This is a genomic window from Murinocardiopsis flavida (assembly GCF_003014485.1).
Taxonomy (GTDB): Bacteria; Actinomycetota; Actinomycetes; order Streptosporangiales; family Streptosporangiaceae; genus Murinocardiopsis; species Murinocardiopsis flavida.
In genome coordinates this window covers 62,287-86,081 of record NZ_PYGA01000006.1, presented here as the reverse complement: position 1 = coordinate 86,081, position 23,795 = coordinate 62,287, and the positions used below count along the sequence as shown (strand labels likewise).

Annotated in this window: 27 protein-coding genes; 10 read left to right on the top strand and 17 right to left on the bottom strand. The window is 72.4% G+C overall.

What is annotated here, in order from left to right:
- Positions 1-47: 47 nt before the first annotated feature.
- From CLV63_RS10585 to CLV63_RS10570, 4 genes are read right to left on the bottom strand one after another with little or no spacing between them, the layout of a single operon-like run.
- Positions 48-941 (bottom strand): carbohydrate ABC transporter permease, encoded by an 894-nt coding sequence (locus CLV63_RS10585; protein WP_106582782.1) that lies wholly within the window; start codon positions 939-941, stop codon positions 48-50.
- Positions 938-1,870, bottom strand: a complete 933-nt coding sequence (locus CLV63_RS10580) for a carbohydrate ABC transporter permease (RefSeq protein ID WP_106582781.1) — start codon at positions 1,868-1,870, stop codon at positions 938-940. The genes CLV63_RS10585 and CLV63_RS10580 overlap by 4 nt, the downstream gene beginning before the upstream one ends.
- Positions 1,867-3,210 carry an ABC transporter substrate-binding protein gene (locus tag CLV63_RS10575; protein ID WP_106582945.1) on the bottom strand — a complete coding sequence of 448 codons (1,344 nt, stop codon included), beginning with the start codon at positions 3,208-3,210 and terminating at the stop codon, positions 1,867-1,869. The genes CLV63_RS10580 and CLV63_RS10575 overlap by 4 nt, the downstream gene beginning before the upstream one ends.
- 53 nt (positions 3,211-3,263) lie before the next feature.
- Complete coding sequence (locus CLV63_RS10570; RefSeq protein WP_106582780.1) at positions 3,264-4,265, bottom strand: zinc-dependent alcohol dehydrogenase family protein; 1,002 nt, start codon at positions 4,263-4,265, stop codon at positions 3,264-3,266.
- Between the two features lie 186 nt (positions 4,266-4,451).
- Here CLV63_RS10570 and CLV63_RS10565 point away from each other — a divergent pair, with 186 nt between their 5' ends.
- Both CLV63_RS10565 and xylB read left to right on the top strand, forming a co-directional pair.
- Positions 4,452-5,402 carry a sugar-binding transcriptional regulator gene (locus tag CLV63_RS10565; protein ID WP_106582779.1) on the top strand — a complete coding sequence of 317 codons (951 nt, stop codon included), beginning with the start codon at positions 4,452-4,454 and terminating at the stop codon, positions 5,400-5,402.
- A gap of 124 nt (positions 5,403-5,526) precedes the next feature.
- Positions 5,527-6,918 (top strand): xylulokinase, encoded by a 1,392-nt coding sequence (xylB, locus tag CLV63_RS10560; protein WP_106582778.1) that lies wholly within the window; start codon positions 5,527-5,529, stop codon positions 6,916-6,918.
- A gap of 13 nt (positions 6,919-6,931) precedes the next feature.
- On the opposite strand, the gene CLV63_RS10555 is transcribed toward xylB, so the two are convergent.
- The gene (locus CLV63_RS10555; RefSeq protein WP_245928713.1) at positions 6,932-7,243 is read right to left on the bottom strand and encodes a hypothetical protein; all 312 of its coding nucleotides are present in this window, start codon (positions 7,241-7,243) and stop codon (positions 6,932-6,934) included.
- A 144-nt stretch (positions 7,244-7,387) separates the two neighbouring features.
- On the opposite strand from CLV63_RS10555, the gene CLV63_RS10550 reads away from it, so the two are divergent.
- Positions 7,388-8,485 carry an ABC transporter substrate-binding protein gene (locus tag CLV63_RS10550; protein WP_106582777.1) on the top strand — a complete coding sequence of 366 codons (1,098 nt, stop codon included), beginning with the start codon at positions 7,388-7,390 and terminating at the stop codon, positions 8,483-8,485.
- A gap of 9 nt (positions 8,486-8,494) precedes the next feature.
- On the opposite strand, the gene CLV63_RS10545 is transcribed toward CLV63_RS10550, so the two are convergent.
- Together CLV63_RS10545 and CLV63_RS33170 are read right to left on the bottom strand one after the other, a co-directional pair.
- Complete coding sequence (locus CLV63_RS10545) at positions 8,495-9,343, bottom strand: hypothetical protein (protein ID WP_106582776.1); 849 nt, start codon at positions 9,341-9,343, stop codon at positions 8,495-8,497.
- Between the two features lie 76 nt (positions 9,344-9,419).
- Positions 9,420-9,803 carry a hypothetical protein gene (locus CLV63_RS33170; protein WP_146165544.1) on the bottom strand — a complete coding sequence of 128 codons (384 nt, stop codon included), beginning with the start codon at positions 9,801-9,803 and terminating at the stop codon, positions 9,420-9,422.
- Between the two features lie 128 nt (positions 9,804-9,931).
- On the opposite strand from CLV63_RS33170, the gene CLV63_RS10540 reads away from it, so the two are divergent.
- Positions 9,932-10,609 (top strand): hypothetical protein, encoded by a 678-nt coding sequence (locus CLV63_RS10540; RefSeq protein ID WP_106582775.1) that lies wholly within the window; start codon positions 9,932-9,934, stop codon positions 10,607-10,609.
- A 57-nt stretch (positions 10,610-10,666) separates the two neighbouring features.
- On the opposite strand, the gene CLV63_RS10535 is transcribed toward CLV63_RS10540, so the two are convergent.
- Positions 10,667-11,107, bottom strand: a complete 441-nt coding sequence (locus CLV63_RS10535; RefSeq protein ID WP_106582774.1) for a MerR family transcriptional regulator — start codon at positions 11,105-11,107, stop codon at positions 10,667-10,669.
- Positions 11,108-11,146: 39 nt separating this feature from the next.
- Between CLV63_RS10535 and CLV63_RS10530 the strand changes: the two genes are divergently transcribed.
- Positions 11,147-11,803, top strand: a complete 657-nt coding sequence (locus CLV63_RS10530; protein WP_211301250.1) for a class I SAM-dependent methyltransferase — start codon at positions 11,147-11,149, stop codon at positions 11,801-11,803.
- Here CLV63_RS10530 and CLV63_RS10525 read toward each other — a convergent pair.
- Positions 11,800-12,531: a hypothetical protein gene (locus CLV63_RS10525; protein WP_106582773.1), complete on the bottom strand. Its 732-nt coding sequence runs from the start codon at positions 12,529-12,531 to the stop codon at positions 11,800-11,802. The two genes, CLV63_RS10530 and CLV63_RS10525, sit on opposite strands and share 4 nt — an antisense overlap.
- A gap of 393 nt (positions 12,532-12,924) precedes the next feature.
- Here CLV63_RS10525 and CLV63_RS10520 point away from each other — a divergent pair, with 393 nt between their 5' ends.
- Positions 12,925-13,464, top strand: coding sequence for an FxsA family protein (locus tag CLV63_RS10520; RefSeq protein WP_106582772.1), 540 nt, complete (start codon positions 12,925-12,927; stop codon positions 13,462-13,464).
- Between the two features lie 106 nt (positions 13,465-13,570).
- Positions 13,571-14,044, top strand: coding sequence for a GNAT family N-acetyltransferase (locus tag CLV63_RS10515; RefSeq protein WP_106582771.1), 474 nt, complete (start codon positions 13,571-13,573; stop codon positions 14,042-14,044).
- Between the two features lie 15 nt (positions 14,045-14,059).
- On the opposite strand, the gene CLV63_RS10510 is transcribed toward CLV63_RS10515, so the two are convergent.
- Entirely contained in the window at positions 14,060-14,416 is a 357-nt protein-coding gene (locus CLV63_RS10510) for a hypothetical protein (RefSeq protein ID WP_106582770.1), read from the bottom strand.
- 209 nt (positions 14,417-14,625) lie between these two features.
- Between CLV63_RS10510 and CLV63_RS10505 the strand changes: the two genes are divergently transcribed.
- Positions 14,626-15,399: an HAD-IIA family hydrolase gene (locus CLV63_RS10505; protein WP_211301264.1), complete on the top strand. Its 774-nt coding sequence runs from the start codon at positions 14,626-14,628 to the stop codon at positions 15,397-15,399.
- 34 nt (positions 15,400-15,433) lie between these two features.
- On the opposite strand, the gene CLV63_RS10500 is transcribed toward CLV63_RS10505, so the two are convergent.
- The 5 genes from CLV63_RS10500 to CLV63_RS10480 all read right to left on the bottom strand — a co-directional run bounded on the left by CLV63_RS10500 (position 15,434) and on the right by CLV63_RS10480 (position 20,101).
- The gene (locus CLV63_RS10500) at positions 15,434-16,489 is read right to left on the bottom strand and encodes a serine hydrolase domain-containing protein (RefSeq protein WP_106582768.1); all 1,056 of its coding nucleotides are present in this window, start codon (positions 16,487-16,489) and stop codon (positions 15,434-15,436) included.
- Complete coding sequence (locus CLV63_RS10495; RefSeq protein WP_106582767.1) at positions 16,486-17,016, bottom strand: PadR family transcriptional regulator; 531 nt, start codon at positions 17,014-17,016, stop codon at positions 16,486-16,488. Before CLV63_RS10495 ends, CLV63_RS10500 begins: the two co-directional genes overlap by 4 nt.
- 466 nt (positions 17,017-17,482) lie before the next feature.
- Positions 17,483-18,001 (bottom strand): septum formation family protein, encoded by a 519-nt coding sequence (locus CLV63_RS10490; protein WP_170134197.1) that lies wholly within the window; start codon positions 17,999-18,001, stop codon positions 17,483-17,485.
- A gap of 223 nt (positions 18,002-18,224) precedes the next feature.
- Positions 18,225-19,427, bottom strand: a complete 1,203-nt coding sequence (locus CLV63_RS10485; protein ID WP_106582765.1) for an MFS transporter — start codon at positions 19,425-19,427, stop codon at positions 18,225-18,227.
- Between the two features lie 77 nt (positions 19,428-19,504).
- Complete coding sequence (locus CLV63_RS10480; RefSeq protein WP_106582764.1) at positions 19,505-20,101, bottom strand: TetR/AcrR family transcriptional regulator; 597 nt, start codon at positions 20,099-20,101, stop codon at positions 19,505-19,507.
- Positions 20,102-20,256: 155 nt separating this feature from the next.
- Here CLV63_RS10480 and CLV63_RS10475 point away from each other — a divergent pair, with 155 nt between their 5' ends.
- Positions 20,257-21,180 (top strand): aminoglycoside phosphotransferase family protein, encoded by a 924-nt coding sequence (locus CLV63_RS10475; protein WP_106582763.1) that lies wholly within the window; start codon positions 20,257-20,259, stop codon positions 21,178-21,180.
- Positions 21,181-21,255: 75 nt separating this feature from the next.
- Here the strand turns inward: CLV63_RS10475 and CLV63_RS10470 are convergent, their stop codons facing one another.
- A complete protein-coding gene (locus tag CLV63_RS10470; protein WP_106582762.1) occupies positions 21,256-21,840 on the bottom strand; it encodes a TetR/AcrR family transcriptional regulator in 585 nt (194 codons plus the stop codon).
- A 95-nt stretch (positions 21,841-21,935) separates the two neighbouring features.
- Here CLV63_RS10470 and CLV63_RS10465 point away from each other — a divergent pair, with 95 nt between their 5' ends.
- The gene (locus tag CLV63_RS10465; RefSeq protein ID WP_106582761.1) at positions 21,936-22,439 is read left to right on the top strand and encodes a DoxX family protein; all 504 of its coding nucleotides are present in this window, start codon (positions 21,936-21,938) and stop codon (positions 22,437-22,439) included.
- A 24-nt stretch (positions 22,440-22,463) separates the two neighbouring features.
- Here CLV63_RS10465 and CLV63_RS10460 read toward each other — a convergent pair whose 3' ends face one another.
- Entirely contained in the window at positions 22,464-23,738 is a 1,275-nt protein-coding gene (locus CLV63_RS10460; protein WP_245928712.1) for a DUF418 domain-containing protein, read from the bottom strand.
- Between the last annotated feature and the right edge of the window lie 57 nt (positions 23,739-23,795).

The window sequence follows — 23,795 nt, the reverse complement described above, 5'->3', positions numbered from 1 at the left end:
AGGGGCGGCCCTTGTGGGGCCGCCCCTTTGGCTTGGGGAGGGGTGGGTTATTTGACGGCGCCCATGGAGAGGCCGCGGACGAGTTGGCGCTGGGCGATCCAGCCGACGATGACGATGGGCAGCGAGGCCAGGGTCGCGGCGGCGGAGAGCTGGGCGAGGAAGAGGCCCTCGCTGGTGATGAAGCCGACCATGAACACCGGGACGGTGGCGGCCTGCGCCGCGGTCAGGTTCACCGCGAAGAAGAACTCGTTCCAGGAGAAGATCATGCAGATCAGGGCGGTGGCGGCGACGCCGGGCGCCATGATCGGCAGCATCACCGACCACAGCACCCGCACCAGGTTGGCGCCCTCCATCTGCGCGGCCTCGATGACGCCCTTCGGGACCTCCAGGAAGAACGACCGCAGCATCCACACCGCGATGGGCAGGTTCATCGCGGTGTAGAGGACGACCAGCGTCCACACGTTGTCGAGCATCGCGATCTCGGCCGCCGCGACGTACAGCGGGACGACGACGGCCACGACCGGCAGCATCTTGGTGGAGATGAAGAAGAACAGCGCGTCCTGGGTGCGCTTCACCGGCCGGATCGACAGGGCGTAGGCGGCCGGGACGCCGAGGACCAGCACCAGTGCCGTCGACACGAGCGTCGCGATCACCGAGTTGCCGAGGTAGGGCAGGAACCCGGCGTCGAGCACCGCCTGGAACCGGTCGAGTGTGGGCTGGAACAGCAGCGTGGGCGGCGAGGTGGCCGCGTCGGCCTCCTGTTTGAAGGCGGTCAGCACCAGCCACAGCACCGGCGAGACGAAGACAAGGCCGATCGCCCAGGTGAGGACGGTGAGCGCGGTGCCGCGGGCGGTGTCGCCGCGCCGGGAGCGTGCGGTGGCGCGTGCCGGGGTCCGCGGGGCGGACCCCGCACCCGGGCGCGCGGGGGCTGCGGTGGTCACGAGTTCCCCTCCTGGGCGGACATGAAGGTGCGGAAGATGAGCCGCAGGGCGAGCGTCGCGACGATGATCGTGCCGACGACGACCACGACGCCCATGGCGGCGGACTGGCCGATGTCGAAGCCGAGGAAGGTCCGCTGGTAGATGTAGAACGGCAGGTTGGCGCTTGCCGTCCCCGGGCCGCCCTGGGTCATCATGTAGATCGTGTCGAAGGTGTTGACCACGTAGATCGACCCGAGCAGCACGCCCAGTTCGATGTAGCGGCGCAGGTGCGGCAGCGTGATGGCGACGAACATCTGCCACCGGCCGGCCCCGTCGACCTGCCCGGCCTCGATGACGTCGCGCCCCTGGCTCTGGAGGCCGGCGAGCACCAGCAGCATCATGAACGGGGTCCACTGCCACACCAGGGCGGTGACCACCGAGACCACCGGGTACTGCGACACCCAGTCCAGGTCGCCCAGGCCGAACGGGGTGAGCAGGAAGCCGATCAGGCCGAACACCGGGTCGAACATGATGTTCTTCCACAGCAGCGCGGTCGCCACCGGCAGCACCAGGAACGGGGTGATCAGCAGGGTGCGCACCACCCCGCGGCCGAGGAAGCGGCGATCGAGCAGCATCGCCAGGGCGATCCCGAGCAGCATCGCCACCAGGACGCACGACGCGGTGATGAGGATGGTGTTCAGTGCGGCGGTGAGGAACTGGGTGTCGGTGAACACCGCCGCGTAGTTGGCGAGTCCGACGAACGACCGGGAGTCGGGCCGCAGCAGGTTCCACGACTGCACCGAGTAGAACACCGTGAACAAGAACGGCAGCTGGGTGACGACCAGCATGAACGCCAACGCGGGCAGCAGCGGTGCGCGGCGGGACCAGCCCTCGGCGCGTTCGACCGCCGCGGGGCTGCGCCGCCGGGCGGCCGGGGCTGCGGCGGTCATCGGTTCTCCTCCTTGTAGGTGTCGCCGACGCTCTCGGCGTAGCGCTGGCTCTGGTCCAGCGCCTCGTCGACGCTGATCTGGCCGGCGACGGCGGCGCTGAGCTGCTGGCTGACCCGCGTCCCCAGGTCCTGGAACTCGGGGATGGCGAGGAAGCCGATGCCGGTGTAGGGGACCGGGTCGACCGTGGGGTCCTCGGGGTCGGCGTCCTCGATGCCCTTGCGCATGGGCCCGGAGTAGCTCTCGGCGGCCTCGGCGTACTGGGGGATCTCGAAGGTCGACTGGCGGTTGCCGGGCGGCACCCGCTGCCAGCCGTAGGTCTCGCCGACCGTGCGGATGTAGTCCTTGTCGGTCATCCACGACAGGAACTTCCACGCCTCGTCCTTGTGCTCGGAGGTGGCGGGGATGCCGAGCGACCAGGTGTAGAGCCAGCCGCCGTAGTCGGTGTCGGCGACGGGGGCCGGCACGTAGCCGTTCTTGCCGACGACGGTGCTGGCCTCGGGGTCCTCGGTGGTGCTGACCATGGCGGTGGAGTCGTAGAAGATGGCGGAGCGGCCCTGGCTGTAGCGGTTCAGGCAGTCGCCGAACCCGCTGTTCGCCGCGCCGGGCTGGCCGTGCTCGCGGGCGAGGCCGACGTAGAACTCGGCGGCCTCGCGGAACTCGGGGGAGTCGAGCTGGGCGTTCCACTGCTCGTCGTACCAGCGCCCGCCGAAGGTGTTGAGGACGCTGTTGAAGGGGCTGAGCACCTCGCCCCACCCGGCGAGGCCGCGCAGGCAGATGCCGGACACCCCCGCCTCGGGGTCGTCGACCTCGGCCGCGAGGGAGGCGATCTCGTCCCAGGTGGGTTCGGTCGGCATGGTGACCCCGGCCTTGTCGAAGAGGTCCTTGCGGTAGGCGACGAACGACGACTCGCCGTAGAACGGCACCGAGTACATGTCGCCCTTGTGGGAGAGGTCCTCGCGGATGGAGGGCATGAAGTCGGCGGCGTCGTAGCCCTCGGTGGCGTCGATGTGCGGTTGCAGGTTCTCCAACCAGCCGTACTCGGCCCACTGCTTGGTCTCGTAGTTGCTGATCATGACCGCGTCGAACTCGCCGCCGCCGGTGGCGATGGACGTCGTGATCTTCGCGCGGGCCTCGTTCTCGGGCAGCGACACGAAGTCGACCTCGATGCCGGGGTGCTCGGCGGTGAACTCCGATTGCAGCGCCATGGCGTCCTGCATCTGCGGGTTGGCGACGATGGCGATGACCAGGCGGGTGCTGTCGCCGCCGCCCGCGAGCGCCCCCGCTCCGGCGCAGCCGGTGAGCAGCAGGGCCGCCGCGCCGGCCGCGGCGAGCGGGCGCAGCGGGGCGAGCGGCGAACGGGGGCGCCGGGGCCGCGGCGCCTCGGGCGGGGCCGTCACCGTGCGTCCTCGGGCACGACCTGGACCTTCACGCCGGCCCCTGAGCGCATGAGGCCGAGCGCGGCGGGGAAGTCGGCGAGGGGCAGGGCGTGGCTGAGCAGCGGGGCGGTCTGCACGGCGCCGGACGCCAGCAGGTCCAGTGCCGCGCCGTAGCTGTGCAGGACGGCCATGGAGCCGACCACGGTGATCTCGTCGTTGTAGATGCGGAACGGCGACAGGTCGACGCGCGCGTCGTCGGCGGCGACCCCGAAGATGAGCAGCCGCCCGCCGCGGCGCAGCGCGCCGAAGGCGGCCTCGATGGCGGCCGGCGCGCCGGTGACGTCCACGGCGGCGTCGAACCGGGCGCCGTCGAGCTCGGTGACGTCGGCGGCCGTGGTGTGCGCGCCGAGAGATGCGGCGATCTTCACCCGGTCGGGGTTGCGGTCGACCATGGTGACGTCGGCCCCGCCCCGTTGCAGGAGCTGCTGGAGCAGCAGCCCCATGGTCCCGGCCCCGATGAGCAGGAAGCTCTCGCCGGGGGACACCCCGATGCGGCGCACCCCGTGCACGGCGCAGGACAGCGGCTCGACGATGGCGCCTTCGCGCATGGTCATGCCCTCGGGCATGCGGTGGCAGTTCACGGCGGGGGCCGCGACGTACTCCGCGAACGCGCCGTCGACGGTGTCGCCGATCGCACCCCAGTTGGCGCACAGGTTGCCGCGCCCGGCGCGGCAGTAGGAGCAGTGCCCGCAGAACAGCGAGGGGTCGACGGCGACGCGGTCGCCCACGCGCAGGTCACCGGGTGCCGCGGAGCCCACGGCCACGATCTCCCCCGCGAACTCGTGCCCCGGCACCAGCGGATACGGGCTGGGCGGGAACTCGCCGTCGGCGATGTGCAGGTCGGTGCCGCAGATGCCGCACGCCCCGACTCTGATCACGACGCCGTCGGGGGTCGGGACGGGATCGGGGCGTTCTCCGACGCCGATCGTCCCCGGCTGCTCGATGATCGCTGCGCGCACGGTCGCTCCTCGCGGGTAGGGCTGAGCATCGGCACCTTGCTCATCTGAGCGGCACCAGTCACATTTGATTTAGGCTCATTGAAAACCCGGCGGAAACCGGATGTCAACGTAGGATTTGCGAATGAGCATGGGCGGACTCACATGAGCGAAGCAGCGGACGAGCGTCCTGGCGACGCCCCCGCCCCGATGAGCGCGGAGAAGACCCCGGTCAGGGGCCCCGCCGAACTCGTCCTCGTCTCCGCGATCGCGCGGCGCTTCTACCTCGACGGACGCTCCAAGATCGAGATCGGCGAGGAGTTCGGCCTCAGCCGGTTCAAGGTCGCCCGCGCCCTGGAGACCGCGCGCGAGAGCGGCATCGTGCGCATCGACATCCGCCTGCCCACCCGCCTCGACGCCGAGCTGTCCGACCGCCTCCGCGACACCTTCGGCCTGCGCCGCGCCATCGTCGTGGCGGCCGCCGAGGACCCCGCCCACACCCGCCAGCAGCTCGGCACCGTCGCCGCCGACCTCCTCGGCGAGATCGTCACCCCCGACGACGTCCTCGGCCTCGCCTGGGGGCGGACCCTCCAGGTCATGGGCGCCGAGCTGACCCGCCTGCCCCGGTGCACCACCGTCCAGCTCAACGGGGTCCTCTCGGCGCGCACCGACGGCGCCGGCTCCGTCGAGACGGTCCGCCGCGCCGCCCAGCTCTCCGGCGGCCCGGCCTACCCCGTCTACGCCCCGCTGATCCTGCCCGACGCCGCCACCGCAGCCACCCTGCGCGCCGACCCCGGCATCGCCGCGGCGTTCGCCCACTTCGACCGGTTGACCACGGCGGTCGTCGCCATCGGGGGCTGGGACGAGCACTCCTCCACCGTCTACCAGAGCATCGACCCTGCGCTGCGCGAACGGTGCGCGGCACTCGGGGTGCGCGCCGAGATGTCGGCGCAGCTCTTCGACGCCGACGGCGCCCAGGTCCGCACCGAACTGGACGACCGCGTGCTCAGCGTCAGCGCCGCCCAGCTGCGGCGGGTCCCCGAGGTCGTCGCCGTCGCCGGCGGCGAGCACAAGACCGAGGCGATCGCCGTCATGCTCCGCACCGGGCTGATCTCCACCCTGGTGACCGACTCCGCCGTGGCGCGCGGCCTGCTGGACTGAGAAGGTGCGGATGTGCGCCGCGGCGCGGACCCCCGCCGCGCGGGACCGTCCGGGGGCGCGCCGGACCCCGGTGCCGCCGGGACCCCGACGACAGCAGCAGCGAACAGCGGATAGGTGGCCGACCATGGGACTCGTCGCCGGAGTGGACTCCTCGACCCAGTCGTGCAAGGTCGTGGTCCGAGACAGCGAGACCGGCGCACTGGTGCGCGCCGGGCGGGCCGATCACCCCGACGGCACCGAGGTCGCCCCCGAGCACTGGTGGACGGCCCTGCGCACGGCCCTCGACGACGCGGGCGGGCTCGACGGCGTCGACGCCGTGAGCGTCGCGGGCCAGCAGCACGGCATGGTCTGCCTGGACGAGGACGGCGAGGTCGTCCGCCCGGCCCTGTTGTGGAACGACACCCGCTCCGCGCAGGCGGCCGCCGACCTGGTCGCCGAGCTGGGCGCCGAGTACTGGTCCGAAGCGGTCGGGCTCGTGCCGGTCGCCTCGTTCACCGTCGCCAAGCTGCGCTGGTTCGCCGAGCACGAGCCCGAGAACGCCGCCCGCACCGCCGCCGTGTGCCTGCCCCACGACTGGCTGACCTGGAAGCTCTCCGGCTCCACCGATCTCGGCGACCTGGTCACCGACCGCTCCGACGCCTCGGGCACCGGCTACTTCGACGGACGCACCGGCACCTACCGCCGCGACCTGCTCGTCCGCGCGCTGGGCCACGACGTGCTGCTGCCCGACGTCGCCGGGCCCACCCGCGCCGTCCGCGGGCCGGGCGGCCTGCTGCTGGGCCCCGGCGCCGGCGACAACGCGGCGGCCTCCCTCGGCCTGGACGCAGCCGAGGACGTCGTCGTCTCCCTCGGCACCTCCGGCACCGTGTTCGCCCGCTCCGAGCAGCCGGCCGACGATCCCAGCGGCCTCGTCGCCGGGTTCTCCGACGCGACCGGCGCCTTCCTGCCGCTGGTGTGCACGCTCAACGCGGCCCGAGTCCTCGACGCCACCGCCGCCATGCTCGGCGTGGACCTGGCGGAGCTGAGCGCGCTCGCGCTCGCCGCGCGGCCCGGCGCCGGGGGCCTGACCCTGGTGCCCTACCTCGAAGGCGAGCGCACCCCCAACCTGCCCGACGCGACCGGCGCCGTCCACGGCCTCACCCTCGCCAACGCCACCCGCGAGAACTTCGCCCGCGCGGCCGTCGAGGGCATGCTCTGCGGCACCGCCGTGGGCCTCGACGCGCTCGCGGCGCAGGGGGCCCGGGTCACGGCGGTGCGCCTCATCGGCGGCGCGGCGCAGTCGGAGGCGGTGCGCCGCATCGCCCCGGCGGTGTTCGGGGTCCCGGTGCTGCTGCCGGGCCCGGGCGAGCGGGTGGCCGACGGCGCGGCCCGGCAGGCCGCCTGGGTCCTCAGCGGGTCGGCGGCACCGCCCCGCTGGGACGCCCTGTTCGGCGCGCCGGAGCGCAGCGAGGCCCCGCAAGTCCCGGGCCTGCGCGAACGCTACGCCGAGGCCGCCACCCGCTACCTGACCCGCTGATCCCGGGGGACGCTCACCCGCCGCGCGGCCGCCCGCTCGCGGCGGCACCGGCGCGCCGCGCCAGGCCGGTGGCGCGGGCGCGCAGCGCTGCGGCGCGGTGCCGCACGGCGTCGAGGGCCGCGCGGGTTCGGGGGACCGGACGCTCCGGGTGCGCGGGCGCCGCCGCGGTGCCCTGCGCGGCGCCCTCGGCGGCCCGCGACCGCAGCCGCTCGCGGATCTCCTCGGGGGTATAGGCGCGGCGCCGCCGCTCGGCCCGCGCGATCACCACACCGGTCGCGGCGACCCCCGCGAAACCGGCCAAGCCGACGACCTTCCACCACTTCATGCCCGCAGGCTATCGGAACCCGCCCCCGCCGCGGCCCGCTCCGCGGCCCGGCCCGACCCGGCACCCGCCCGCTCGTGGTTCGATCACGCTGACCTGGGCAGTTGACTGCCGCCAGGCGTGTGTCCCACATAGCGGGAGGGCACCATGCGGACCACACCACCGGGCCTGACGCCGGGACTCGCCGCGGCGGTGGCCCTGGCACTGGTGACCGCGGCGTGCGGCACGACGGGCCGCGCCGTCCAGGACAGCGGGGTGCTGGCCGTCGGTGGCGAGGTCATCGCCGGGGCCCGGCTCATGGCCGCGGCGCGGGACGAGGGAGAGGTCTCCGTCTACACCTCGCTGAACGACGTCGGCAACGACGCGATGAAGGACGCGTTCGAGCGGGACACCGGGATCGCGGTGGAGGGCGTGCAGGAACCGAACAACCGGCTGTTCGAGCGGATCGAGGACGAGAAGCGCAACGGCAGCCTGTCCGCCGACGTCATCGCGATGCCCGACGAGTCCCTTGTGCACGCTCTGGTCTCCGACGGCGTCTTCGCGGAGCACACGGTGCCGGCCGACGACGACATCCCCGCGCGGTTCAAGGCGCCCGACCGGCGCTTCTACACGCTGAGCTCCGCCGCCACCGTGATCGCCTACAACAGCGACCTCGTCGGTCCGGGCGAGGTGCCGCGATCGTGGCGGGAGCTGCCCAACGCGGGCCGCGGGGAGCAGCGGATCGGGCTCCTGCGGGCGTCGCAGGGTGCGGGCGGGTGGGGCCTCGCCCTGTTCCTGCGCAAGCGGTTCGGGGAGCGGTACCTGCGGGAGCTCGCCGCGTCCGAGCCGTCGCTGACGGACTCCGCGGACACCCTCGCCGGGCAGTTGGGCCGCGGCGAGGTGGGGATCGCCGCCATCCGGCTGCCCGAGGTCGGCAGGTTGCAGCAGCAGGGCGCTCCGGTGGAGTACCTGTGGCCGGCGGACGGGGCGCCGATGTTCAACTTCTACATCGGGGCGGTCGCGAAGGCCGGGCACAGCGACGCGGCGCGGGTGTACCTCAACTGGGCGCTGTCCGAGCACGGCCAGTCGGTCCTCGCCGAGGAGGGCATCGACTACCCGGTGAACACCGAGGCGTCGCGGCCGGAGCTGTACGGCGACGCGCTCCCGTCGATCGACGAGGTCGACCCCTACTTCGCGCACCACCGGGACTGGATCGACCTGCGCGAGGAGTGGACCGCGGACTGGGACAGGGCCTTCGACGGATGACGGCGCCCGTCACGAGCCCCCGGCGCCCTCCAGCGCCTCGCACACGCCGTCGGGCATCGGCCCGGTCGCCGGCGGTTCGCCGCCGAGTGCTTCGGCGTACTCCGCCCCGGTGAGCCGGTGGAACCGGCCGCACCCGAGCGGTTCGAGGAGCACGGTCGGGTAGTCGGCGGCATCGGCGCGCAGCGCGGTCAGCGCGAAGGGGCGCCCCTCGGGTCCGCTCAGGGTGGTGGTCCCCTTCTCGCCCGACACCAGGTACTCGATCCGGTAGCGCCAGCGGCAGTAGCCCGTGGACGCCTCCGCGCGGAGCAGCAGCCCCTCGGTCTCGGCGCGGTCGAGGGTGATGTGGCGGGCATTGGGCCCGGTGAAGTAGGGCTCTCCCTCGTTCTTTCCGGACAGGTGGCGCAGCGTGGGCTCGGGGTCGTCGATGGCGACGTTCAACGGGATCACGCCGGCATCGCCGCCGGGAAAGAACTGGACCAGCGTTCCCTTGAGCGGGGCGGAGCAGGCCCCCTCCTCGATCACGGGCACGATGTCGGTGATGCGGACCTGCTGCTGCGCCCGCCCCTCCAGAACGACCTGCCACGCCGTGGATCCCGCGCTGACCGGGGCGCGGATGCCCGCCGTGGACCCGCCCGGTTCCAAATCGTAGATCCGGCGCTCGGTCAGGGCGGGATCGGGGGCGCCGGGCACCACCAGGGACCTGCCCTCCTCATCGAGCGGAGTGTGCTCGACGCTGACGATGTCGATCGCGTTGTCCGTCGCCGCCTTTCCGGCGATGCGGTCGAGCGGGACGACCGAGTTGAGGGTCTGCGAAAGGACGTCCTGGAGGCTGGCCGCCGCGACGCCGAGGACGATCACCAGTACCCACGTCAGTGGGCGCTTCAGGAGCGACCCGACGCGCGAACCGGTGTGTGCGGGGCGGTCGGCGCCGGACTCATACCGGGCCCTTCTCGCCGGAGAGCCGGGGGTGTGCGGGCGTGACCTCATAGGCGTTCTCATCTCCATCGCGGGCCGGGGAACCCGCAGGCGAGAGGGGTGGATGCGCGGTGCGGGGCGGCGTCCGGGTGGCGCGCAGCGCCGCGCAGCAGGCGGCGAGCGGCAGCGCAAGGAACAGGATCCGGGGAATGCGGTCGGCGGGACCGGGAGGCGGAAACGCGAACAGTTCCGATCGGATCAGAAAGGACGCGGGCCCGGCGGAAATCCAGCGCGGTGATTCGCCGGCATCGGGACCGGCCGGGAATACCGGGAACTGCGCGGATGCGAGAAGGGCGGACGCCGCGATCATCGTGATGATCGGGAAACACGGCGGGCGTCCCATTGCGTGATTCTAACGGTGCTTTCGGCGCCTGATAAGTGGATGTCCCGGTCCCATCGGGGTGCCGGTGACGACGCGGTGGCATTGCCGCTTGTGCGCCGGGTGGGCGGTGGACCTTCTAAGCTGGCGGGGTGACGGGTAGCAGCATCGATCTCGACAGCGCCGTGGACCTCGCGCGGACCGGCGACGTGTGGCTGTTCCGCGGGAGCAGCGTGGCCGACCGCGCGATCCAGGCCACCACGAACAGCCCCATCAACCACGTGGGCATGTCCGTCGTCATCGACGACCTCCCCCCGCTGATGTGGCACGCCGAACTGGGCCGCTCGCTGCCCGACATGTGGTCGGGCAACCACCACCGCGGCGTCCAACTCCACGACCTGCGCTCCGCCGTGCTCACCTGGGCGAACCGGTACGGGCAGCGGGCGTGGCTGCGCCAGCTCAGCCCCGCTGCGGGCCGCGCCATGGAGGACGCCGCCCTGCGCACCGTGGCCCGCCTCGACGGCACCCCGTTCCCGTCCACCGCGCAGATGGCCGGCCGCTGGCTGTACGGCAGGGTCCCCCGGCGCCCGCGGCTGCTGCGGTGGAACCGCCGCGGCAGCGAGGCCGAGGAGCGCCGCCTGGAGACCGCCTACTGCGCCGAGGTGGTCGCGCTCACCTACGAGGCCATGGGACTGCTGCCCGCGGGGCGCCGCCCCAACTGGTACGACCCCGGCCGCTTCTGGAGCGGCGACGACCTCGAACTCGCCGACGGCCACCGCCTCGGCGGCGAGATCACCGTGGAGACCCCCGCGGGCGCCCGCATCCGCTGACTCCCCGCTCCCGCGCTGTCAGGCCCCATGGCGGCCGCGGCGGTACGCGGACCCGCGTCAATGGGTGTGGGCCTCGTGCAGGGGCGTGCCGGCGATGCGCGCGGCGAGGATTCCGGCGAAGGTGGGGCAGCGCTGGATGTCGTCGTGCGGGCAGGCCAGCCCGTGGTCGAGGGCGGTACGCGCCGCCTGGGCGCGGGCGATCAGCTCATCGAGCTCGGCACGCTTGCGCTGGTGGAGTTCCTGCCAGGCGGCGGGTTCAGTGGACCGCGACGCGACGAGGGTCCTGGTCTCGCGCAGTGTGAAACCGACGTCCTGGAACAGCAGGATCAGGCCGACCAGCTCGACGGCCGAGCGGGGGTACCGCCGCTGGCCGGAGACCCTGGCCGGGGCGGGAATCAGCCCCAGTTCCTCCCAGTAGCGCAGCGCCGAGGTGGCGACCCCGGTGGCCGCGGCCAGCTCTCCGATGGTCAACCGCTGCGTGGTCTGTTCGTCCGCCATGTTGACTTCAAGTGTACTTGAAGCCGTTGACTTGCGCCCATGACATCGACATCTCTCAAGCAGCGCCTGACCACGCAGGTCGTGCGGCAGTTCGGCCGCCCGCGCGGTGTACTCGGACGGCTGGCCGGGTGGGTCATGGCCCACCGCGCCACCAACCGGCGGCGGAATCTGTGGGTGGTGTCCCTGCTCGACGTCCGGCCCACGGACCGGGTGCTCGAAGTCGGGTTCGGCCCGGGCCTCGCAATCGCCGAGCTGGCCCGCCACGCAAGCCGGGGACGCGTCTACGGCATCGACCACTCCGACGTCATGACCCGCAGGGCCCGCAGGCGCAACGCGGCCGCGATCCGCGCCGGGCGGGTCGACCTGCGGCACGCCCCAGTGGACCGGCTGCCGCATTTCGACACCCCGCTCGACGCCGTCGTCGCGGTGAACTCGCTGGGGTTCTGGCCCGACCCGGTCCGCCGGCTCGGCGAACTGCGCGGGCTGCTCCGCCCGGGCGGCCGCATCGCACTCGCGGGCCAGCCCCGTTGCGCCGGGGCCACCGCCGATACGACCGCCCGAGCAGGGCGGGAACTGCACGATCTGCTCACCCGGGCGGGCTTCACCCGGGCCCGTGTGGAGACCCTCCCCCTCTCCCCGCCGGTCGCCTGCGTCCTCGCAGTCAATCCGGTGGAGGGGGGTGCCGACCATGACTAGTCGACGGAGACGCCGTACCTCTTGAGGATGGACAGGTAGGTGTCAATGGTGTCCTGGTCGAATTTCCGGTACACCTGCTTCCACGGCGGCCCGCTAAGACCGGACCAGGCGAATATCCATTCCGCGGGAATTGCGCTCATCCAGGTCGTCTCGATGAAATTGAATGGGCCCGGAGATCGAAGTGCGACCATTGTGGCGCGGGTGACGTCGGGGACGTCCATGTAGAGTTCGACCTTCGCGTCGGCGTCGCTCATCGCGATCGCGGGCAGGCCGAGCAGTTCCTTCGTGACCATCACCCTGCGCATCGCGGGCACCGTGAACGCGTAGGACCACCGGGAGCTCGACGACCCCTGCGAGTCGTCCTTGAGCGGCCCGACCGAGATGAACGGGCCCTCCACGCTGTTGGTGTTGGAGCGCCGGTAGCCCTCGATGATCGCGGAGACCCCGAGGCCGGTGGGGGCGTAGAGGCGCTGGAGGACGGTGAGCAGGTGGCCGCCGGTGTGCGGGTGCGTGCGGTGCTTGAACCCGCCGCCCTTCAGTAGGTCCCAGGGCTCCTGGCCCTTGCCCGCCGCGCGGAAGGACGTGGTGGGCCCCTCCTTGACGTCGACCATGGGGACCGCTGTCAGCTCCTTGGTCAGCAGGGCCTGCGTCTCGCGTTCCTGCCGCTCCTTCTCGGCGCGCTCTTCCTTGAGCCGCGCGTCCCGATCCCGCCAGTTCTCCGTGGACATGGAATTCTCCATTCGCCTTGATCGTCGGCACTGACGATCGGAATTATCGGAAGAACATTCCGCTGCGATGGGTGACGAGGGGATCACGTAAAAGCGCCCGGGGGAGCGATGAATCCGCGGGCGGTCAATTGAGGGAAAAGATCATGAAATGACGGAATTCTTCCGTGGGTTTTCGATAATTGACCCGTTCGCGCGGGCTGTCAAGGCGGTGCGGCGCCGACCCGCGGTGGCCGGGACCGGGACGCGCGGACCGAGCCCCGCGTCCGTGCCCCGCGCGCGGCGCCGCGGGAACGAACACGCCCCCCGATGCGTTGCCACAATGGGAACCGGAAGACCGACCGAAGACCGACCAACGAACCGAGCGCCCGGCGAACGCCGTGAGGATGGTGCCCAATGCCGCTGCTGATCGTCATCGCCCTCATGGCGCTGCCGTTCCTGGAGATCTGGCTGATGGTCGTCGTCGCCGGCTGGATCGGCGTGCCGTGGACCATCGGCGCGCTCTTCGCGCTGACCGTGAGCGGGGTGTTCGTGGTCCGGCGGGCGGGCACGAAGGCGTTCCGCGACGCCGACGCCGCCATGCGCACCGGCAAGGAGCCCGAGGTCGGCCTCCTCGACACACTCATGGTGATGGTCGGCGGCATCCTGCTCATCATCCCCGGCTTCATCACCGCCGCGCTCGGCGCGCTCCTGTCCCTCCCGTTCACCCGGCCCGCACTGCGCTGGGCCTTCCAGGGCTGGGCGCGCCGGCGTATGGAGAAGATGCAGGCGCGCATGGACACCGATCTCGCGGCGATGGGCGTGCGCGTGCGCCGCCCCGACGACGGGCGTCCCGGCAGCGGCACGGTCATCAGGGGCACCGTTGTCGAGAACGAGCAGCAGCGCCGCGAGCCCGAGGACCCGCCGAGCGCGATCGACTCCGAATCACGCGGATAACCGCGCCACGGCACTGCGGCAGTAGACACAGGGCCGCAGCGGAGCCACACTGCGGAATACCGTGCCCCGAGCCGGCGGTGCCGGTGGTCCGGGAGCGTGGGCAGGGGTGAACTCCGACGACATCGAGCTCAGACGCGCCGGGCCCGCCGATTCAGCGGCGGTCGCCGACGTGTGGCTGCGCTCGTTCAACGCCGCACTGCCCACGGTGCGCCGTGCGCGCCCCGATGAGCAGATCCGCACCTGGTTCCGCATCATGGTCGTTCCGGCGCGCGAGGCGTGGGTGGCGGTGGCCGACGGCGAGGTCATCGCGATGATGGTGCTCGACAGCGCGATCCTCGACCACCTCTACGTCGACCCGCCGTGGTGGGGGCGGGGGATCGGCGGCGCGCTCGTCGGGGTGGCGAAGCGGCGCCGCCCGGCCGGGCTGTCGCTGTGGACCTTCCAGGTCAACGTCCCGTCGCAGCGGTTCTACCGCACCCACGGCTTCGTGGAGGCGCAGCGGACCGACGGCCGCCGCAACGAGGAGCGCGAGCCCGACATCCGCTTCGAATGGCGCCCCAAGCGCCCCAACGGCGGTTAGCACTCCACCGGAGCACTAACGGCAGATGCGCTTGAATTCGCGCGCATCGGACCGGGCGCGGAACTCCACCTCATGTCCCGCATCGTCGGTGAAGACGGCCTTCGCCTCGGACTTCAAGGTCATCGTGCCGTGCTGGGTCGGGCTGTCCCACCCTTCGGGCGGGTTGCCCGAACCGTCGGAGAGCGGGGTCTCCGCCTCGAAGTACGTCGACCCGATACGGGCCTCGTCGATTCCGCAATGCGTGGTGAGTTCAAAGGGGATCGTCCGCCCGGCCCGGACGGCGTCCGCACCCTCGTCGTCCTGGGCGCAGCCCGTGAGCACCCCGGCGGCCAGCGTGAGGGCAAGGATGATCGGTCCGGCTCTCTCGGTCATGCGCCTTTCGACGCCCGCCCCGATTCATCGGTTCCGCAACGTGCGCCAAGCGATGGGCCCCGCGCAGCGACGCCCATCGGCTCACCCGTGCCATCGCGTGTCCAAGGTTCGGCAATTCCTGGGGTCGGTGTGACGCACGTCGGTTCGCCATCGCAGCGTGAAACAGGGACAATCGGTACGTGATGACCGAACCGCGGTGGAACTACCTCATGGACATGGACGGGGTGCTCGTTCGCGAGGAGCACCTGGTCCCCGGCGCCGACGCCTTCATCGCCGAGCTGCGCGAGAACAGCGTCCCCTTCATGGTCCTGACCAACAATTCCATCTACTCCCCGCGTGACCTGCGGGCCCGGCTGCACCGCACCGGCCTCGACATCCCCGAGGACTCCATCTGGACGTCGGCGCTTGCGACCGCCCAGTTCCTCGACCAGCAGCGTCCCGGCGGCAGCGCCTACGTGGTGGGCGAGTCCGGTCTGACCACGGCCCTGCACAACATCGGCTACGTCCTCACCGACCGCGACCCCGACTACGTGGTGCTCGGCGAGACCCGCACCTACAGCTTCGAGGCCATCACCAGGGCCATCCGGATGGTCGAGGGCGGCGCGCGCTTCATTGCCACCAACCCCGACGAGAAGGGCCCGAGCCGCGACGGTTCGCTGCCCGCCACCGGGGCGGTCGCCGCGCTCATCGAGAAGGCCACCGGCCGGGCGCCCTACTTCGTGGGCAAGCCCAACCCGCTGATGATGCGCTCGGCGCTGCGCAACCTCGGCGCGCACTCCGAGAGCACCCTGATGATCGGCGACCGCATGGACACCGACATCTCCTCCGGGCTCGAAGCGGGTTTGCAGACCGTGCTGGTGCTGTCCGGCATCTCCGACGCCAGCACCGCCGAGGTCTTCCCGTACCGCCCCACGCTCATCCTCGACTCGGTGGCCGACCTGGTCGGCAACACCGCCAACCCGTTCAAGAGCGTGGACACCTGAGCCGCACCGCGCACCGCACGGAGCGCGCGGCCCCTCACCGGACCCTGGCGACGAGTTGCAGCAGGACCCGGTGGGCGAGGCTGCGGGGGCGCATCTGGTTGACGGTGCCCGCCGCGTAGAGGCCGCGTTCGGGGACGCAGTAGAGCACGCTCCCGAACGCGCCCGAGTGGCCGATCATCTCCGGGACCGGCGCGAACGGCGACTGCCAGCGGGGGAGTGCGAACCGCATGATCCCGATCCCGTAGTCGATGGGGTCGAGCCGGGAGAACACCGGGTTCCAGTGCGCGGTCATCTCGCTCAGGTACCGCGTGGGGAACAGCTCCCCTTCCATGAAGGCGCGGATGAGCCGCAGCTGGTCGGCCGCCGTCGACACCACCGCGCCGTCGGGCGGGAACGAGGCGATCGCCTGCGGGATGCGCACCGGGGTACGGCCGTGCAGGATCGTCGCCGCTTCGTCGTGGCGATCGAGCGTGCGAGGGGTGAACAGCCAGGTGTCGTGCAGGCTGAGCGGTTCGGTGACCCGGCGGCGGAGGGCGTCCTCGTACTGTGCGGACGTGGCGGCCTCGATGACGCGTCCGAGCAGCTGGTAGTTGGTGTCGCAGTACTGCGCCCGGCCCGGCTCCGAGGGGGCGAACCGGCTCGGCAGGGCCCGCGCCATCGCGAGGAAGTCCTCGAAGGTCGAGGCGGCGTCGGCGCGCAGGATGTCGGCCAGGTACGTGCCGCCGTCGGGCCGCCGCTGCTCGAAGTAGTCCGGGATGCCGGACGTCTGCGTCAGCAGCTCGCGCACCGTGATGGCCGGACCGTGGTCGCGGCCGCCGTGCACGTTCAGTCCGCGCATCGTGTCGGCGCCGAGCAGCTCCGCGACGCGGGTGTCGAGTGCCAGGGCCCCCTCGTCGCGAAGCTGCATGATCATCGCGACGGTGTACAGCTTGGTGATGCTGGCGACGAAGTAGGACCGGCCGGTGTCGCCGTGGCTCCAGGAGAACCCGGTGGACGGCTGATCGATCGCCATGCTCATCGCCGACACCCGCGGATCGGCGGCGTACCGCGCCGCGACCCGGTCGAGTACTGCCGAGGCGGTCCGGCTCATGGGGTGCTCCGCTCCAGGCGTCGTCGGGTGTCGTCGAGCCAGTCGAGTTCGGCCTTGGCGTGGGCGATGCCGTAGGCGAGGGTGGCCAGCCGGAGGACCTGCCCGGTCTCGGCGGACTCCGCCGGGACGGCGATCGCCTCCAGGGCCGCCAGCTGCGCGCGGACGTCCCGCCGGCGGGTGTCGAGCAGTTCCGTGATCTCCTCCGGCGGCATCCGGTCGGCGAAGAAGAGCCGGGCGAGGAAGGGTTCGCGGGTCGGCTGCGACGGCAGCGGCGATGCCAGCCACCGGTCCAGTTCGGCCAGCCCGGGGCCGGTCGCGCTGTGCAGGTGCAGGTTGGGCCGCTCCTCCTGGACCACGGTGCGGCGGGCCGCGAGGCCGTCCGCCACCAGGCCGGCCAGCGTGCGGTACACCTGCGACTGGTCGGCCGTCCAGAAGTGGCCGACGCTTTCGTCGATGACCTTCTTCAGCTCGTAGCCGCTCATCGGCTGGATGGACAGGATCCCGAGAATGGCGTGCCGTAGCGACATGAGCGTATGCTAGCGCATATATATGCGGATGCATATATTTGACCGTGCGCACGGTTGGACGCCGTACCGGCGCCCCCGGTGCGCGCCGCATCGCCGCCGGCTCCGGCAGGCAGCGGCCATCGGCGGTCCGGCGGCCGCGATCATGGCGGCCCGATGGTCCGATTGCCGCACGTCGGTTCGCGCGGTTCGGCCATGCGCGCGGGAATCGCGCGTCCTTTTCAGGGAGCCGGTGCCGCGAATTTCCGCGTCCGCCGAGGACGGTGCCCTCCGGGGACGGTTTCGGGCAGGATCCGCAGGGACGAACTGCGGCAAATGGGGGCGGATTCCGCCGACTCGGCCGACCTCAGGGCCGGAGAGGGGCGGGGCGGCCGGTCCCGCGTCCTCCGGTCCGGACCGCCGCGCCGACGGGCGGTCGGCCACCACTCCCGCGGGGCGCGCGCCGGAGCGGTGGCCGGGGGCGGCGGCGCTACCGTGCCGAGCCCTTCAGGGACCCGGTGACCTGCCCGTTGGCGTCGCCGATCATGCAGTCGATCCGCCGGTCGCCGTCGGCCCAGGACTCCTTGCTGGGGTTGTAGGAGCCGATGGTGAGCGACGACTCGTCGTAGGAGATCCCGACGAAGTCGGCGAACTTGGATTCGCAGAGCTCGTCGGCCTCGGTGGAGAGGGCCTCCTCGCCCGGCCACTCGGGCGAGGCCGATTCGCCGTTCGCGAAGACCTCCGAGTCGTGGGGCTTTTCGCACGGCACGATGGGAAGCTCGGTGACCTGCTCTTCGACCGACTGGTCGTTCATGCAGTCGCCGACCTTGATCTCGTGCACGTCGGTGCTCTGCTCGCCGGGCGACGCGGACGGCGAGGACTCCGCTTCGGCCTCCTTCGCGGCCTCGTCGACGGCATCGGCGATCGCACCGCAACCGGTGAGGGCCACCATGGAGCCCGCGAGCAGAAACCCGAAGAGGAAGCGCCGCGAATTAATCGATTTGGACATAGAAGACTCCATTGTGCATTTTCTCGGTGGATTCGGACGAACCTAGCACCTGTGTGCCACTATTCGAACAGTTGGGCCGGTGCCGACCGTTTTTCTGCCAATCGATACGCGTAAATCGTTTTTTCGATCGGTGAACGGTTCACTCGGCGCCCTGCTCTCAGGCACCTCCGACGCCAGGGGTGCCGGGGCGGTTCCGTCCTCTCCGAAGTTCCTTCGTTGATCTTCAGTCGTCTCGGCGGTCGACGCCGTGACCTGCGTCTTCGGGCTGCGGCGTCGCCGTGCGCGACGCCGCGAGCACGAACAGCCCGACAGCGGCCAGCCCCGCGCCGCCCGCGACGACCGGCAGCAGCGCCATCCCCCCGTGAGCGAGCACCACCCCACCGACGGCGCCGCCCGCGGCGACCCCCAGATAGGTCCCCGAGGTGTTCACCGCCAGCGCCTGCGCCGACGCGTGCCCGGCCAGCAGGTGCAGCCGCGCCTGCACGGCGGGGGAGTTCCAGAACGCGGCGGCGCCCCACACGGCCACGATCGGCACCAGGACCGCTATGGGGACCGGACGCAGCGGCCACAGCAGCGCCAGCGCGGCCATGGCCGCGACGAACGCCGCGACCCCGATGACGAGGGTGCGGTCCGGCCCCCACCGGTCGGTCGCGAGGCCGCCCGCCCAGATGCCGGCCATCCCGGCGATGCCCGCGATCGCGAACAGCACGCCGCGGCCGCCCGTCCCGGTCGAGGCGAGCGCCGACGCGAAGGGCGCCAAGTAAGTCAGCAGCATCATCGAGCCGAGCATCAGGACCAGGTTCGCGGCCAGGCCCAGCGAGATCGCGGGGCGGAGCACGATGGCAACCTGCGCCCGCAGGCCGAGGGCCGCTCCTGCGCCGGCCCGGCGGGGAATCTGCGTCGCGAACCCGACCGCGGCCAGCGCCCCGGCCGCGGCCATCACCGCGAACGTCGCCCGCCAGCCCAGCGCCCCGCCGATCCACGTCCCGGCGGGGACGCCCACGGCGATCGCGCCCGTCACGCCGAACGCCACGACCGCGACGTGGCGGCCGATCTGCCCCGGCGGGGCGAGCTGCGCCGCCGAGCTGAACAGGGCCGGCGTCGCCGACGCCGCCGCCAGCGCCGCGAGGACGCGCAGGCCCAGCAGGACCTCGAAGCCGGGCGTCACGGCGGCCAGGGCGTTCGCCGCGGTGAACACGACGGCGGCCCAGGTCAGCACGGTCCGCCGGCGCATCCGGGCCGTGAGGACCGCCGCGACCGGCGCGGCGGCGGCGACCGTGAGGGAGAAGACGGTCACAAGCTGCCCCGCCGCGGCGGTGCTGACGCGCAGTTCGGCGGCGAGTTCGGGGATGACGCCGGCGATCACGTAGTCGTCGGTGTAGAACACGAGCGCTCCGGCGGCGAGCGCGAGAAGCCATCCAGGCACGGTGGTGCCCTCCTGGAATCGGGGTCCGGCGTGCCGGGGCACGCGTAGGACGGGGTGCGGGGGAAGGGCGGTGTGCGCTACCCGGGGACGAGCGCCGCGATGTGGTGGCGGACGACGTCCCGCGGTGCCGGCGACCCGGTCGACCCGTGCGGGTAGACCAGCTCGAAGGACAGGCCGATGAGGAGCCCCACGAAGTGCTCCGTCTGCACCTCGGTGTCCGGTACCCCCGCGAGGCGCAGGGCGTCGCGGACGAGCGCGCGCAGGTCGCGTCCCATGCGTTCGGCGAGCGGCCGGAACTCGGGGCGGATCCGCGCGGCCGCGACGAACTCGCCCAGCACGAGGAGTTCCGTGCCGCCCTCGGGCTCGGCGGGGAGCACGGAGTCGGCCACCTGCTGGAGCAGTGCGCGGCGGCCCGCGGTGTCGCCGGGCCGGACGGGACGCATGGACGCGGGGTCGGCGCGGCGGTCCATCCGCGCGCCGATCTCGGTGGCGGCGGCCGCCATGAGCGCCTCGTGGCTGCCGAAGTAGTGCCGCACTGACCCGATGTTGATGCCGGACTCGGCGGCGACCTTGCGCAGCGACGCTTCGGCGACCCCGTTGCGCTCCACCAGCCGGAACACGGCGTCGAGGATCCGCAGGCGTGCGGTGTCGCGCCCGTCGGTGCTGTTCGGCATGAAGCCGAGATTATCACAGCTGTGATAGAGGCGGTTCGGGCGCACCGGACGGTCGGCGGCGCCACGTGCGGCAGGCCGCCGCCGGGTAATTCGATGGACATCGGGCGGCCCCCGCGGTGGGATGGGGCCTCGTTGCCCACGGGAGGAAGAGACCCATGTCCACAGGCGAATCCGACGACGATCCCGCCGTCGAGGTCGGCACGGACCTCGTCCGCCGGCTGCTCGCCGCGCAGTTCCCGCAATGGGCGGAGCTGCCCATCGCGCCGGTGCCGCTGTCAGGGATGGACAACGCGACCTTCCGGCTGGGCGCCGACCTGAGCGTGCGGCTGCCGCGCTTCGCGCAGTGGGTCGGGCAGGTGGAGCGGGAGCAGGAGTGGCTGCCGCGGCTCGCACCGCTCCTGCCGCTGCCCGTTCCCGAACCGCTCGCGATGGGCCGGCCGGGCGAGGGCTACCCGTTCCCGTGGTCGGTCTACCGGTGGTTGGACGGCGAGACCGCCACCACCGACGGGCTCGCAGACCCCGAGCAGGCAGCGGTCGACCTTGCCGGGTTCATCACCGCCTTGCAGCGGGCCGACCCCACCGGCGGGCCCGGTCCCCGGCGGAGCAACGCCTTCCGGGGCGTGCCCATGGGCGACGAGCGCGACTCGCTCGCGGCGGAGGCCCGCGTCCGCCCCAAGATCGCCAAGCTCAAGGGCATGGTCGACACCGACGCGGTCACGGCGGCGTGGGAGGCGGCGCTGGCGGCACCGGCGTGGGACGGCCCGCCGGTGTGGCTGCACGGCGACCTCGCGACCGGCAACCTCCTCGCTGTCGACGGCAGGTTGAGCGGCGTCATCGACTTCGGCACGCTCGCCGTGGGCGACCCGGCGTGCGACCTGCTGCCCGCGTGGAAGTTCCTGCCCGCCGAGGCGCGCGGCACCTTCCGTGCGGCGGTCGGTGCCGACGACGCGACGTGGGCCCGCGGCCGCGGCTGGGCGCTGGCATCGTCCCTGCCGGTGCCCGACGACCCGTTCTTCGCCGACCCGGCTAGGGTCGACGCCGCGCTCGCCCACCTCGAAGCGGTCATCGCCGACGGCTGACCCGACGGCTGGGCTGACCGACGGCTCGCCGGACCGCGCGCCCGGCGGGCGGTGCGCCCTTCCCGCCGGGCGAGGTCAGGCGCGGAACAGCAGGTCGACCACTGCGCGGGCGACCGCCTCGGGGTCGTCGCCGGAGCGCGCTCCGGACGTCCCGGGCAGGGCGCCGGTGAGCCACAGGGTGGCGAACCCGTGGACGAGCGACCAGGCGGCGGTGCCCGCGACACCGGGGTCGGGCCCGGCCTGCCGGTCGGACAGGGCGTCGATCCCGCTGCTGAGCGCGCTGTCGGCGCGGGCGCGCGCCGCCAGCAGGCCGGGGTCGTCGGGGTGGTACAGGTCGGGCTGGAACATGACGGCGAAATGCGCGGGGTGCCCGATGGCGAAGCGCACATAGGCGACTCCGACCTCGTGGAACGACCCCGTCTGCTCGCCGGTGCGCTGGAGGTCGTCGGCGAGGAGCGCGAACCCCTCGGCGGCGAGCGCCGTGAGCAGGCCCGCCTTGTCGCCGAAGTGGTAGGCCGGTGCGGCGTGCGAGACGCCGGCCCGCCGCGCGAGGTCGCGCAGGCGGATGCCCGCGGGCCCCGACTCGGCGATGGCGTCGACGGCGGCCGCCAGCACCGCCGCCCGCAGATCACCGTGGTGGTAGGGGCGGTCCGAGGTCATGCGCACCAGGGTAGCGCCAATCTAGCCCTTGACAAGTTTGCTGGGGCGGCGGAATCTAGTCAGTGTAAAGATTCCGTCGCACCGAAGGACGCGCCATGGCTCCGCTCAACACCCTCGTCATCGTCACCCTGATCCTGCTCGCCCTGGGCGCAGCGGGCGTCCGCCGGCTGCGGCCGTGGCCCGTGGCACTGCGCGGCGGCCTCGCCGCCATGTTCGTGCTGACCGGCACGGCGCACTTCATCGGCCTGCGCGAGGAACTGATCGCCATGGTCCCGCCCGCTCTGCCGACGCCCGGCCTGCTGGTCACGGTCAGCGGCGTCCTGGAACTCGCGGGCGCCGCCGGCCTGCTGTGGACGCGGACCGCGCCGTGGGCGGCCGCGGGGCTCGCCGGCCTGCTGGTCGCGGTCTTCCCCGCGAACGTCTACGCGGCGCTCAACGACGTCACCACGGCGTTCAGCGACGAACTGTGGCCCCGGACGGCGATGCAGGCGGTCTTCCTCGCCGCGACCCTCGCGGTGGTCGGCCACCACCTGCGGGCCCGCCGCCGGGAGCGCGGGACGGCAGCGGAATCCCGGACCCCGGCCCCGGCCGGGCGCTGAGACGCCCGACCGTGGCCGGGCCGCTCAGCCGCGGTCCGCGCCGGTCGAGGGCGCGGCGGTCGGGGACCCGGCGGCACGCGGCCGAGGTCCGTAGCTGAGCCGCCGCAGCAGGATCTCGGCCGGCCCGCGGTAGGAGCGGCGGTGCATCAGGTACGCGCAGGCGAGGGTGGTGAGCCAGACGGTCACCGCCAGACCGGCCGCGGCGAAGGTCGGGCTCCCGGCCCCGCGGACGAGGTCGAGCGCGAACGGGGCCCCAAGCACCAGCCATGCCACCGATTGGAAGAGGTATCCGCTCATCGAGCGCTGCCCGAGCGCGCTGAGCGCGGTGACGACGGGGTTGGACCGCGGTGCGCGGCCGCCCCGCGACACGGCGAGGGCGATCAGGCCGAACAGCGCGACGTAGCCGATGCCGCCGAACACCCCGGACACCTCGTACATGCGCTTGAGCAGCGCGGCGGTCGCGGCGTCGGCGCTCAGCCACCCGGCGCTCATCAGTCCCATCGGCAGGCCGCCCGCCACGGAGACGCCGAGCCCGACCGCGGCGCTGCGCCGCAGCAGCGTGCGGTGCTTCGCCGGCTCCTCCAGGATGCGGTGGCGCGCGGCCCATGCCCCCAGCCACGCCGTCAGGATCATCGCCGACAGGACCAGGGTCGACATCGGCCACTCGCCCAGGCGGGCCAGGACCGATGAGAGGTAGTCGGGGGCCTCGGCGGAGGGGAAGGGGGTCGTGGCCACCGCCGCCGTGCCCGAACCGGTGGCGAGGCCCCACGCGGACAGCGCCGCCAGGACCGCGATGTACACGGCGGCGAAGCCCATGTACCAGACCGCGATGCGGTGCACCCGGTCGCCGCGGCGGAGCAGGACCAGCGTGAAGACGATCCCCATGATGCCGTAGGCGCCGAGGATGTCGCCGGAGAACAGCAGGCAGCCGTGCACCGCTCCGAAGACCAGCAGCCACGCGCTGCGGCGCAGCAGCACCCTGCGCGCCGCGTCGGGCGACCCGGTCGCGGCGTCCTGGCGCAGCGTGAGCTGCACCAACCCGTAGCCGAACATGATGGCGAACAGCGGGAGCGCCCGCGCGTGCACGAACGTGAACATGAAGACGTTGTAGGCGCGTTCGAGGCCGTGCGGTGTCAGGTCGACGGCCGGTGCCACCGTGACGAACATCGTGGGGCTGTGCGCCAGGGCGATGAGCAGCAGCATCGCCCCGCGCGCCAGGTCGGGGGCGAGCGTGCGCTCGCCGCCTCGGACGGGCCCCCGCGTCGGGGGCGGGGCGGCGGTGTCTCGGGTGTCGGCCACGGTTCTCCTTGTGCCACGGGCATGTCGCGCAGATAATTTATATATGAAACTATATGT